We start from the raw sequence: 11,396 nt of genomic DNA on the forward strand, positions 1-11,396 counted from the left end.
ACTCGGCTGGAATTCAGGTCAGGATGAGACGACTCGGCGGGGGTCTAGGCGTACGACGACCGACTTCGAGGTCGGGGTGCGGCTGCCGTCGGCGTAGGAGTCGAGGGGGATGAGGACGTTCGTCTCCGGGAAGTACGCCGCGGTGGAGCCGCGAGGGGTGGCGTACGCGACGACGCGGAAGCCCTCGGCCCGGCGCTCGCCGTCGGTCCAGACCGAGACGATGTCGACGGTGTCGCCGTCGGCGATGCCGAGCTCGCGGAGGTCCTCGGGGTTGACGAAGACGACGTGGCGCCCGCCCTTGATGCCGCGGTAGCGGTCGTTGTAGCCGTAGACGGTGGTGTTGAACTGGTCGTGGGAGCGCAGCGTCTGCAGCAGCAGGTGGCCCGGGGGAGCCGAGATCGCGGTCAGCGGGTTGGCGGTGACCCGGGCCCGGCCGGTCGCGGTGTCGAAGGTGCGCGAGTCGCGCGGGCCGTTGGGCAGGGCGAAGCCCCCGGGTGCCTTCAGCCGGGTCTCGAAGTCCTCGAACCCGGGGACCACCGCGGAGATGTGCCAGCGGATCCGGGAGTAGTCCACGCCCATCGTGGCCCAGTCGATGCCCTGGTCCGAGCCGAACAGCGCCTCGCCGATGGCGCAGACGATGCCGACCTCGCTGCGCAGCTCCTTCGAGCCCGGAAGCAGGCGGCCGTGGGAGGCGTGCACCATGCCCATCGAGTCCTCGACGGTGACGTACTGCTCGCGGCCGCCGGTCTCGTCGCGCTCGGTGCGGCCCAGGCAGGGGAGGATCAGAGCCTCGCGGCCGTGGTGGAGGTGGCTGCGGTTGAGCTTGGTCGAGACCTGGACGGTGAGGCCGACGTTGGCCAGGGCCGCCGTGGTGACGGCGGTGTCGGGGGTCGCGGCGGCGAAGTTGCCGCCCAGGGCGAGGAAGACGTCGACGGCGCCGTCGCGCATCGCCTCGATGGCGGCGACGACGTCGTAACCGTCCTCGCGCGGTGGCGTGATGCCGAACTCGTCACCGACGGCGTCCAGGAACCACGCCGGCGGCTTCTCCCAGATGCCCATGGTGCGGTCGCCCTGCACGTTGGAGTGGCCGCGGACCGGGCAGGCGCCCGCGCCGGGCTTGCCGATGTTGCCGCGCAGCAGCAGGAACGAGGCGATCTCGCGGATCGTGGCGACCGAGTTCTTGTGCTGGGTCAGGCCCATCGCCCAGCACACGATGACGCGCTCGCGGGACTCGACCAGGTCGGTGAGGGACTCGATCTCCTCCCGCGAGATGCCGCTGAGCCGGGTGATCTCGTCCCACTCCATCGCCGCCCAGGCCTGCGCGGCGACCTCGAAGCCGTCGGTGTGCTCCTCGAGGAACGGGTGCGCGATGGCGTCGCGCTCGACGAGCAGCTTGTTGATCCCGGCGAACAGCGCGAGGTCGCCGTTGACCTGCACGGGCACGTGGACGTCAGCGAGCTGGGTGCCGACGCCGCTGACGCCGCGTACGGTCTGGGGGTTGCGGAACCGCCCCATCCCGGCCTCGCGAAGCGGGTTGACCGAGACGACCTTGGCGCCGTTCTCCTTGGCGGACTCGAGCGCGGTCAGCATCCGTGGGTGGTTGGTGCCGGGGTTCTGGCCGACCACGAAGATCAGGTCGGAGTGTTCGGCGAGGTCGTCGTAGGTGACCGTGCCCTTGCCGATGCCGATGACCTCGCCGAGCGCGGTGCCGCTGGACTCGTGGCACATGTTGGAGCAGTCGGGCAGGTTGTTGGTGCCGAGCTGGCGGGCGAGCAGCTGGTAGACGAACGCGGCCTCGTTGGACGCGCGGCCGGAGGTGTAGAAGACCGAACGGTCGGGGTCGGCCGCGCGCATACGACCGGCGATCAGCGAGATCGCCTCGGACCAGGTGATGGGGGAGTAGTGGGTCTCGCCGGGGGCGATGTACATCGGCTCGGTCAGCCGACCCTGCGACTCGAGCCAGTGGTCGTCGCGCTCGTTGAGCGAGGAGACCGAGTTGGCCGCGAAGAAGTCGCGGTCGACCCGCTTGCGGGTCGCCTCCCACGCCACCGCCTTGGCGCCGTTCTCGCAGAACTCGGCCGCCTTGCGATGGTCGGGGTCCGGCCAGGCGCAGGAGGGACAGTCGAAGCCGCCGACCTGGTTGACCTGGAGCAGCGTCTGCAGGCTGCGCTTGGGGCCCATCTCGCGCAGCGCGTACTCCATCGAGTGGGCCACCCCGGGAATCCCCACCGCAGCCGTCTCCGGCTGGTGGACGCGGAGGGTGGGTTCGGGCAGGTCTGTGGTGTGCTCGGTGCTCACCCGAGGCACACTACTCCGAGGCGATGGCCTTGAGGACGTCTTCCCTTCCTGCGCGGATGGCGGGGAGGAGCGCGGCCAGGACGCCGACGAAGACGGCGATCGCCAGGAAGACGGCCAGCTGGTCGAGCGGCACCCACAGGCTGGTGAGGTCTTCGCGCAGCGCGTCGCGCAGCAGCACCCCGAAGAGCACCCCGAGAACGAGCCCGAGGACCGCGCCGAGGACCGCGATCGTCACCGACTCCAGGGTGATCATCCGGCGCAGCTGGCCACGCGAGAGGCCGATGGCGCGCAGCAACCCGATCTCGCGGGTGCGCTCGATGACGCTGAGGCCGAGGGTGTTGACGATGCCGATCACAGCGATCACGATCGCCAGCGCGAGCAGGCCGTAGATCATGTAGAGCAGCTGGTTGACCTGCCCCTTGATCGACTCGGCGAACTCGTCCTTGTCCTGCACCGCGACCACCGGGCGATCCTCGACGAGCTTGTCGAGACGCTCGTGGACGACCGCGGAGTCGGCTCCGCGGGCGAGCATGATGCTCAGCGAGGCATCCTCGCGCGGCACCTTGGCCGCGACGAGGTCTTCGATGCGCACCGTGATGTCACCGGTGACCTGGGTCCGGGCGATGATCCCGCTGATCTGCGGGTGCTGCTGGCGGCCGCTGACGAAGGTGAGGTCGATGCGGTCGCCGAGCCGCCAGCCGTGCTCCTTCGCGGCCTCGTCGGTGACCAGCACCTGGCCGGGCTTGAGGTCCTCGCTGCCCTCGAGCACATCCAGGTCGTAGACCTGCGGCAGGTGCTCGTCGACGCCGAAGAGGAACGCGACCTCGTTCTTCTTCGGGTTCTGCAGGTCCACCTCACCGACGACGGCCTGGGCGATCTGCGAACGCGAGACGGTGGCCACGCCCTTGACCTTCTCCATCTCGTCGCCGATCGAGGTCGGGAACGCAGTGAAGGTCGGGCTCTGCACGACCAGGTCGGGCTTGAACTGTTCCTCGACCACGTCGGAGATCGAGGCGTTCATCGAGGCGGCGAGCACGCCGATCAGCGAGACCAGCGCCAACCCGATCATCAGCGCCGACGCGGTGGCACCGGTGCGCCGTGGGTCGCGCATCGCGTTCTGGCCGGCGAGCTTGCCGGTCATCCCGAAGAGCGCCCCCGAGACCGTACGCAGCGCCGCCAGGACCGGGCGGCCCAGGAACGCGCTGATCCAGGCGACCGAGAGGATCGATATCCCGGCCCCGACGCCTACCCACAGCGCCGGGCTCGTCGGCACGTCGAACCCGCCGGGAAGACTGATCTCCGGGACCCCGATCCGCGGCACCGCCGCGATCGCGAGCCCGGCGGCCAGCAGGACGAGCCCCACCGACGTACGCAGGACGGTGGATCTGGCCGGAGGCTGGGTGTCCTCGCGCATCGCCGCCACCGGCGGGACCTTCCCGGCCCGGCGGGAGGGGAGCAGGGCCGCGGCGAGGGTGACGAGGACGCCCACGGCGTAGGAGATCCAGATGGTGCGCGGGGTGAGGACGAGGACGTCGGAGGCGATCTCCAGACCGGCCTGACGGAAGGCGGCGGCCAGGCCGTGGGCGAGCCCCCAGCCGGCGATGATGCCGATGGTGGCCGCGACCAGCGCCATCACCAGCGCCTCGAAGAGCACCGACGTGGTGACCTGGCGGCGGGAAGCCCCCAGGGCGCGCAGCAGCGCCAGCTGGCGGGAGCGCTGCGCGATCAGGATCGAGAAGGTGTTGACGATGATGAAGGCGCCGACGATGACTGCGATCACCGCGAAGACGATCAGGAAGACCGAGATCACGTCGAGGAACTCACCGATCGCGTCCTCGGACTCCTCGACCATCTTGTCGCCGGTGACGGCCTCGAACCCCTTCGGGACCACCGTGTTCGCGGCCGCGACGAGCTCCTTCTGGCTGACGCCGGGGGCGGCGGTCAACGAGATCCCGGAGTAGACGTCCTTGCCTTCGGTGAACAGGCTCTGGGCGCCGGCGGTGCTGAAGATCAACAGCTGCGCGCCGGCCGTGCCACCGCCGTTGAAGGAGGCGGTGCCGGTGAGGGTGACCTTGCGGCGGGTCTCGCCCTGGGGCGCGATCAGGGTGACGGAGTCTCCCACCCGGTAGCCGGCCTTCTCCGCGGTCGCCTCGTCGAGGACGAGCTCCTTCTCCCCGGTCGGCCAGCTTCCTTCGATGAGCTCGAGCGACGGCTCGCCGAGCAGGTTGGGGGTTCCGGTGTGGTTGAAGGCCAGCGTCGGCGCACCCGAGCTGCTGACCAGCTGGTCGTCGGTGTCGAGCACATAGAGCCCTGCTCCCTGGACCACCCCGTCGGCGCGAGCGACCTCCGGCAGCGTACGCAGCCTCTCGATGGCCTCCGGCTCGAGCATGGCCGCGCCGCCCCCGCCGGGGCGGCTGGCCTCGGCCGAGCTGGCGCTGTTGGTCGGGCGTACCTGGCCGTCGGGCGTGGAGCCGTTGATGATCCCGGAGAAGGTGCGGTCGAGCCCGTGCGAGAAGGTGAGTACGCCGGCCAGGAACGCCACGCCCAGGACGATCGCGAGCGTCGACATGAGCAGGCGCACCTTGTGCGCGGCGAGGTTGCGCAACGTCAGCCGGAGCACGTCGCCACCTTCCTTGCGCAAGCGCCAGAGTGCGGACGTGGCGGTGTGGCGATTGTCTGGTTCACCCTCAGGCACCTTCGCCGATCGGAGCCAGGCCCATCGCCCGCGCCTGCAGGTCCGCCATGTGGGCCAGGATCTCCTCGCGGCTCGGCTTGGCCAGCTCGTCGACGATCCGGCCGTCGGCCAGGAAGATCACCCGGTCGCAGTAGGAGGCGGCGACCGGGTCGTGGGAGACCATGACGATGGTCTGGCCCAGGTCGTCGACGCTGTGGCGCAGGAAGTCGAGCACCTGGGCGGCCGAGGTGGAGTCGAGGTTGCCGGTCGGCTCGTCGGCGAAGACGATGTCGGGCTTGGAGACCAACGCCCGGGCACAGGCGACCCGCTGCTGCTGTCCACCGGAGAGCTCGCTCGGCTTGTGCGAGAGCCGCGGCCGCAGGTCGACCGTGTCGATGACCTGGTCGAACCACCCCGGGTCCGGCTTCTTCCGGGCCAGGGAGAGCGGCAGCAGGATGTTCTCCTGCGCGGTCAGCGTCGGCACCAGGTTGAACGCCTGGAAGACGAACCCGATCTTGTCGCGCCGCAGCGAGGTGAGGCGGCGGTCGCGCAGCTTGCCGAGCTTGCGGCCGCCGACGACCACCTCGCCCGTCGTGGGCTTGTCGAGCGCCGCCAGGCAGTGCATCAGCGTCGACTTGCCCGAACCGCTCGGGCCCATGATGGCGGTGAACTGGCCCGCGTAGAGGTCCAGGCTCACGCCGTCGAGCGCGCGGACCTCCGCGGCGCCCTTGCCGTAGGTCTTGTGCAGGTCGATCGCCTGGGCGGCGATCTCGAGTCGGTCTGCGTCGGTCACGACCCCAACTCTCGCGCACCCATGGTGAGCGCGCATCGGGGTTTGTACCGATATCGTAGATCTCGACCCGCTTCGCGGGTTCGCAGGCTCACCCGCTGCGCTCGCTCGATCTCTTCGCGTTACGACCCTGCTCGCTTCGCTCGCAGGGTCGTAGGCTCAGATCTTCTGGTTGAGCAGACCGGTGTCGACGTCGTAGATGAAACCGCCGACCTTGACGTCCTCGGGGACGAACGGGTGCGAGCGGACCTTGGCGACGTCCTCGGCGAGCGCGCGGACCTGGTCGTCGACGACGACGGTCAGGTCGAGCCAGGAGGCGTCCTGGCCGGCCGACTCGGCGAGCTTGGCGCGCAGCTCGGCCTCGGTGTTGGAGGCGACCGCGCAGCGGGTGTGGGGCACGACCAGGATGCGCTTGACGTTGAGGAGGTGCACGCCGAGGACCAACGCCTCCATCGCCTGCGGGGTGACCCGGCCGCCGGGGTTGCGGAAGATCTTGGCGTCGCCGAGGCTCAGGCCCAGCAGAGCGAGCGGCTCGATGCGCGAGTCCATGCAGGTCACGATGGCGACCCCGGCGTGGGCGACGCCGTCGAAGCCTCCGTCGCCGAACTTCTCGGCATAGTCGCGGTTCGCAGCAAGCAGGTCATCGAAATCGGCCATGACGCCAAGGTAGCCGATATCGCGGCGACGACCTCACGCTGTGTCAGATAGCGTGCGCGATGTGATCGACGCCCTACTCGAGCCCAGCGACCTGCCCCACCGTCTGCCGCGTTTCGCCGACATCTCGATCGAGGACTACGGCCCGGCGATCGAGCAGGGGATGGCCGAGCAGCTGGCGGCGCTGGCCGCGATCACCTCCTCCACCGAGGAACCCAGCTTCGAGAACACGCTGGTCGCCCTGGAGCGTTCCGGCGAGCGGCTGGACCGGGTCCTGCGGGTCTTCTTCTCGCTGCTCTCCGCGGACTCCGACGACGACCTGGACGACCTCCATGCTGCGTACGCTCCGCGGTTGGCGGCCCACCACGACGCGCTGCTCCTCGACGACTCGCTCTTCGCTCGGGTGAACGCGGTCTACGAGAAGAGGGATGAGCTCGAGGGGGAGGACCGCTATCTGGTCGAGCGCTACCACCGCGACTTCGTCCTAGCCGGCGCTGCGCTGGGGCCGGAGCAGAAGGCGCGGCTGCGCGAGCTCAACCAGGAGATCTCCGGGCTGGAGGCAGCCTTCGGGCAGGCGGCGCAGGCCGACTCCAACGACCTCGCCGTGGTCGTCGACACCGTCGAGGAGCTCGCCGGGCTGACGCCGGGCGAGATCTCCGCGGCCGCGGCGGCCGCCGAGGGCCGGGGACTGGCGGGCAGGTTCCTGATCACGCTGACCCTGTTCACCGCCCACCCCTACCTTTCGGTGCTGGAGGACCGAGAGCTCCGCCAGCGGCTGTTCGAGGCGCAGCTCGCCCGCGGCTCGCGCGGCAACGCCAACGACACCCGCGGCATCGCGCTCGACGCGCTGCGGCTGCGGGCGGAGAAGGCCCAGCTGCTCGGGTTCGACAGCTACGCCGGCCTGGTGACCGCCGACAACACCGCCGGCACGCCGAAGGCCGTTCGCGACATGCTGGAGCGGCTGGCTGCGCCTGCGGCCCGCAACGCCCGGGCCGAGCAGGCCGCGCTCGAGGCATCGGCCGGCGGGGTGATCGAGGCCTGGGACTGGCCCTACTACGCCGAGAAGGTCCGGGTCTCGGAATACGACGTCGACCTGGCCGTCCTACGGCCGTGGTTCGAGGCCGACCGGGTGCTGCGCGACGGCGTCTTCTTCGCCGCCGGCCGGCTCTACGGGCTGACCTTCGAGGAGCGGCCTGACCTGCACGGCTACCACCCCGAGGTGCGGGTCTTCGAGGTCTCCCGCGACGGCGAGCCGATCGGGCTCTTCCTGCTCGACCTCTACACCCGGGACTCGAAGAAGGGCGGTGCCTGGATGAACTCCTACGTCACCGCCAACACGCTGCTGGGTGAGCCGTCGGCGATCGTGACCAACAACCTCAACGTGCCCAAGCCGGCGCCGGGGGAGCCGACGCTGCTCACCTTCGACCAGGTCAACACCCTCTTCCACGAGTTCGGGCACGCGCTCCACGGGCTGCTGGCGCGGGCGACCTACCCGCGGTTCGCGGCGACCTCGGTCTACCGCGACTTCGTGGAATACCCCTCCCAGGTCAACGAGATGTGGATGCTCTGGCCCGAGGTGCTCGCCAACTACGCGGTCCATCACGAGACCGGTGAGCCGATCCCGGCCGACGTGCTCGGCAAGCTCGAGGCCTCCGCCACCTTCAACGAGGGGTTCGCGACCTCCGAATACCTCGCCGCCACGCTGATCGACCTGGCCTGGCACGAGCTCGGTCCGGCCGAGGTGCCGACCTCGCCGGAGGCGGTCGAGGAGTTCGAGGCCGCCACGCTCACGGCGGTCGGCCTGGACAACCCGGCGGTGCGAGCGCGCTACTACACGGCGTACTTCAAGCACATCTTCGGTGGCTACGCCTCGGCCTACTACTCCTACATCTGGTCCGAGGTCCTGGACGCGGACACGGTCGCCTGGTTCAAGGAGAACGGCGGTCTGACCAGGGAGAACGGCGAGGCGTACGTCCGCTATGTGATCGGCATCGGTGGCACCCGGGACCCGCTGGAGTCCTATGCGGAGTGGCGCGGCCGACCGGCCCCGATCGCTCCGCTGCTGGAGCGCCGGGGCCTGGCCTGAGCCTCAGCGGTCTCGAGGATCCGCCGGGCCCGCCCAGCTGGACTGCGGGTCGCTGGCGGGGAAGGTCTCTTCCTCGGTCTCGTCCTGGCGATCGCGCTCCTCGCCTTCCTCCACGACCCGCTCGGGGGTGGGGAAGGGGATCGGGGACTCGGTGCTCTCGTCCGCGCCGGTCTCCGGATCCTTGGTTTCCTTCTCGACCATGGTTCTGCTCCCATCTGAAGACTTCGATGATGTCGTCGATGCCGTCCGGCATCCACTGTGCCACGTCACGAACGGCTCAGCGCGTCCTTGACACGGTCCACGATGGAGTGGAACGGCATGGTGGCCAGCTGCTTGGGCACCGATCCGGCTGAGCCGGGGTGAGGGTGGGTCGGTGCGACCAGCTCGGTCGCCGTGAGCCGCTTGGCCATCATGTGACGCGCCGTCTCGCTGATCTCGCTGAGTAGCAGCGGGAACTCGACACGCTCCTCCTCCTCGACGTGCTGCTCGACCGCGATCCGGAAGATCGGGAACGTCTCGTCGAACTCGGGGCTGTCGACACCGACACCCTCGAGTCGGGCCAGCATCTCGATGGCCTCCTTCTCGTCGGCGTTGAGCGCCGAGGCGAGCGTCTCGCCACCATGGGTCGAGGTGACCGGATGGACGGCGATCTCCTCGGCGGTCTCGTGCACCGCGAGCAGGACCCGGAGATCGTCGAACGCCTGGCGCTTGGCCGGGCCCTCGGAGTTCGCCACCGTCGCGCAGAGCTGCCGGATGCCGGCGTGCTGCTGCAGCAGGACCCTGATCACGTCACCCTCGGGTAGGTCGGATGCCTTCTTGAGATCGTCGGTGACATGGGACATGTGCTGCTCCTGTCTCAGGTTCTGTGGACATGAGCCCAGGTACCCGCGGCGTGTTCTGCCCATACACCTGTCCAACCGACCACCGATCTGAGAAGGTTCAGGAGTGATGAGGGCGGGGGTTTTGCGGGTTGCGGTGGTCAGTCCGCAGGAAGTTGTCATGCGGGGGCTCACCAGCATGCTCGCGGACTATCCTGACCGCCTGGTCGTGACGGCGCTTCCGTCCGTGCGCAGCCGTGCGCAGGGTGTCGACGTGATCCTCTACGACACTCTCGGTCTGCATCTGGCCGACGGGTCCGACCTCGTGCATCTGCTGCAGGAGACCGATGCCAAGGTGCTGATCTTCAGCCGCGACATGCGCCCCGACCTGCGCGTCAAGGCCTACTCGCTCGGTGCCAAGGCCTGGGTCTCGATGAGCGTGCACGCCGGTGAGCTCGTACGCGCCATCGAGCTCACCGCCGCCGGGGAGCCGTTGGGGGAGCGCCAGGACCGGCTCGGCACGGTCGCCGGGCTCACCACGCGCGAGGTCGAGGTGCTCGCGCTGATCACCCAGGGACTGTCCAACAAGGAGATCGCCGCCAAGCTCGTTCTGAGCGTGAACACGCTCAAGAGCCACATCCGACAGGCCTACCGGAAGATCGAGGTCACCACCCGCAGCCAGGCGGTCAGCTGGTCGATCACCCACGGGTTCGCGCCACCCGACGAGAATTCCGTGGAATCGGGCGCATCCGTGGGGGCCAGGATGGTTACCGATACCGTGTCGACAGAGCAGGCTGGGTGACTTCTCCCTGCTACGTCCTGGGGGAGTGACACCACGTCCGCACTGTCGGTGCCGCGGTCTCGGCAACTGACCCGGGACCGCGGTTCTAACCCTCAGGGGTGAGTGTGCTGTGGGGGCTGAGCTCACCCCTGAGGGCCATTTCTCCCCTGAGCGTGGAGATCTGGCTGGTCCGCGCGACAGACTCGAATCATGGACAGGACACCGGAAGCATCGCCGCTGCCTCCCCTTCAGCAGGAAGATCTGGTCGTACGCCACCTCCCGGTGGCACGCTCGCTCGCCGCCCGCTACTCGGGCCGCGGTGTCGAGGCCGACGACCTTCGCCAGGCCGCGCACATGGGGCTGGTGAAGGCGGCCCGCCGCTACGACCCCGCGCAGGGCGCGTTCCTGAGCTATGCCGTACCGATGGCCAAGGGCGAGATGCGTCGCTGCTTCCGGGACCTCGCTCGCTGTGCACCCCCGGAACGGGTGGACGACGGGTGGGACTCGCTCGTCGAGCACTACGGCGAGGCCGACCCCGGCTTCGACCGCGCCGAGGCGCGGGTGCTGGTGGGGGAGGCGATCGGCGATCTCTGCGAGAGGGACCTGAGGATCCTGCGGCTGCGCTTCGTCGACGGCCTGACCCAGGCCGAGGTCGGCGAGAAGATCAATGCCACCCAGGCGCAGGTCTCCCGCGCCCTGGCCCGGATCATCCGCAGCATGCGGGTCGCCGTCGCCGCGTAACCGGTGCAGATGGTGGGTACCGGAAGACATGACTACCCAAGCCGTCATCTTCACCGTGATCGGGGCGATCGTCGTGCTGGTCGGCGTCGCCGCCTGGCTCTACGACGCCCGCCGCAACAAGCGCGTCGCCGATGACGAGGAGCGCTTCGATCAGCCGGGAAGGAAGAGCTGATATGCCACAGCGCGCCTGGAGCAAGAAGAGAGAACGACAGTACGAGCACATCAAGGAAGGTCTGCTCGAACGCGGTGAGAACGAGGACACCGCCGAGGAGATCGCGGCTCGTACGGTGAACAAGGAGCGCGCCCGCGGCGGAGAGTCCCGCGAACGCAGCCGCACCTCGACCAAGGACATCTCCTCAGGCCGCCGCGGTGGCTTACGCAGTCACCGCGGCTCGGGCGGGCGAACCAAGGCCCAGCTGTACGAGGAGGCCAAGGACAAGAACGTCAAGGGACGTTCGAAGATGAACAAGGCTGAGCTCGAGAAGGCTGTGGGGCGCTAGCTCTGCGCTGTTCCCGCGTGGAATGGCCGCCGACCCGTCAGGACAGGGTCGGCG

General features: G+C 69.2%; 11 protein-coding genes. 5 read left to right on the forward strand and 6 right to left on the reverse strand.

The features are described from left to right. Nucleotides 1-18: 18 nt before the first annotated feature. The 4 genes from ACFU7D_RS25380 to ACFU7D_RS25395 all read right to left on the reverse strand — a co-directional run bounded on the left by ACFU7D_RS25380 (nucleotide 19) and on the right by ACFU7D_RS25395 (nucleotide 6,419). Nucleotides 19-2,298, reverse strand: a complete 2,280-nt coding sequence (locus ACFU7D_RS25380) for an FdhF/YdeP family oxidoreductase (RefSeq protein WP_378872618.1) — start codon at nucleotides 2,296-2,298, stop codon at nucleotides 19-21. Between the two features lie 10 nt (nucleotides 2,299-2,308). Then, nucleotides 2,309-4,918, reverse strand: coding sequence for an ABC transporter permease (locus ACFU7D_RS25385; RefSeq protein WP_378872620.1), 2,610 nt, complete (start codon nucleotides 4,916-4,918; stop codon nucleotides 2,309-2,311). A 67-nt stretch (nucleotides 4,919-4,985) separates the two neighbouring features. Next, the gene (locus ACFU7D_RS25390; RefSeq protein ID WP_378733015.1) at nucleotides 4,986-5,765 is read right to left on the reverse strand and encodes an ABC transporter ATP-binding protein; all 780 of its coding nucleotides are present in this window, start codon (nucleotides 5,763-5,765) and stop codon (nucleotides 4,986-4,988) included. A gap of 156 nt (nucleotides 5,766-5,921) precedes the next feature. Further along, complete coding sequence (locus ACFU7D_RS25395; protein ID WP_378872623.1) at nucleotides 5,922-6,419, reverse strand: beta-class carbonic anhydrase; 498 nt, start codon at nucleotides 6,417-6,419, stop codon at nucleotides 5,922-5,924. Between the two features lie 61 nt (nucleotides 6,420-6,480). On the opposite strand from ACFU7D_RS25395, the gene ACFU7D_RS25400 reads away from it, so the two are divergent. After that, nucleotides 6,481-8,502: a M3 family metallopeptidase gene (locus ACFU7D_RS25400; RefSeq protein ID WP_378872625.1), complete on the forward strand. Its 2,022-nt coding sequence runs from the start codon at nucleotides 6,481-6,483 to the stop codon at nucleotides 8,500-8,502. A 3-nt stretch (nucleotides 8,503-8,505) separates the two neighbouring features. Here ACFU7D_RS25400 and ACFU7D_RS25405 read toward each other — a convergent pair whose 3' ends face one another. Then, nucleotides 8,506-8,703, reverse strand: a complete 198-nt coding sequence (locus ACFU7D_RS25405; RefSeq protein WP_378730082.1) for a hypothetical protein — start codon at nucleotides 8,701-8,703, stop codon at nucleotides 8,506-8,508. 65 nt (nucleotides 8,704-8,768) lie between these two features. Further along, nucleotides 8,769-9,344, reverse strand: coding sequence for a hemerythrin domain-containing protein (locus tag ACFU7D_RS25410; RefSeq protein WP_378872627.1), 576 nt, complete (start codon nucleotides 9,342-9,344; stop codon nucleotides 8,769-8,771). Nucleotides 9,345-9,501: 157 nt separating this feature from the next. On the opposite strand from ACFU7D_RS25410, the gene ACFU7D_RS25415 reads away from it, so the two are divergent. The 4 genes from ACFU7D_RS25415 (at nucleotide 9,502) to ACFU7D_RS25430 (ending at nucleotide 11,342) form a co-directional block, all read left to right on the forward strand. Continuing rightward, on the forward strand, nucleotides 9,502-10,122 hold the full coding sequence (locus tag ACFU7D_RS25415; protein ID WP_378730078.1) for a DNA-binding response regulator: 621 nt from the start codon (nucleotides 9,502-9,504) through the stop codon (nucleotides 10,120-10,122). 189 nt (nucleotides 10,123-10,311) lie between these two features. Continuing rightward, a complete protein-coding gene (locus ACFU7D_RS25420; protein ID WP_378872630.1) occupies nucleotides 10,312-10,842 on the forward strand; it encodes a sigma-70 family RNA polymerase sigma factor in 531 nt (176 codons plus the stop codon). A gap of 28 nt (nucleotides 10,843-10,870) precedes the next feature. Next, on the forward strand, nucleotides 10,871-11,014 hold the full coding sequence (locus ACFU7D_RS25425) for a hypothetical protein (protein ID WP_378730074.1): 144 nt from the start codon (nucleotides 10,871-10,873) through the stop codon (nucleotides 11,012-11,014). A gap of 1 nt (nucleotide 11,015) precedes the next feature. Continuing rightward, nucleotides 11,016-11,342 carry a plasmid stabilization protein gene (locus ACFU7D_RS25430; RefSeq protein ID WP_378730072.1) on the forward strand — a complete coding sequence of 109 codons (327 nt, stop codon included), beginning with the start codon at nucleotides 11,016-11,018 and terminating at the stop codon, nucleotides 11,340-11,342. Nucleotides 11,343-11,396: the final 54 nt, after the last annotated feature.

The sequence above is a fragment of the Nocardioides sp. NPDC057577 genome (genome assembly GCF_042801335.1).
Classification (GTDB): Bacteria; Actinomycetota; Actinomycetes; order Propionibacteriales; family Nocardioidaceae; genus Nocardioides.

Excerpts from the sequence above, each read along its gene's own strand:
- ACFU7D_RS25395 (WP_378872623.1), bottom strand. The coding sequence starts at position 6,419 with ATGGCCGATTTCGATGACCTGCTTGCTGCGAACCGCGACTATGCCGAG.
- ACFU7D_RS25405 (WP_378730082.1), bottom strand. The coding sequence starts at position 8,703 with ATGGTCGAGAAGGAAACCAAGGATCCGGAGACCGGCGCGGACGAGAGC.
- ACFU7D_RS25410 (WP_378872627.1), bottom strand. The coding sequence starts at position 9,344 with ATGTCCCATGTCACCGACGATCTCAAGAAGGCATCCGACCTACCCGAG.
- ACFU7D_RS25415 (WP_378730078.1), top strand. The coding sequence starts at position 9,502 with ATGCGGGGGCTCACCAGCATGCTCGCGGACTATCCTGACCGCCTGGTC.
- ACFU7D_RS25420 (WP_378872630.1), top strand. The coding sequence starts at position 10,312 with ATGGACAGGACACCGGAAGCATCGCCGCTGCCTCCCCTTCAGCAGGAA.
- ACFU7D_RS25425 (WP_378730074.1), top strand. The coding sequence starts at position 10,871 with ATGACTACCCAAGCCGTCATCTTCACCGTGATCGGGGCGATCGTCGTG.
- ACFU7D_RS25430 (WP_378730072.1), top strand. The coding sequence starts at position 11,016 with ATGCCACAGCGCGCCTGGAGCAAGAAGAGAGAACGACAGTACGAGCAC.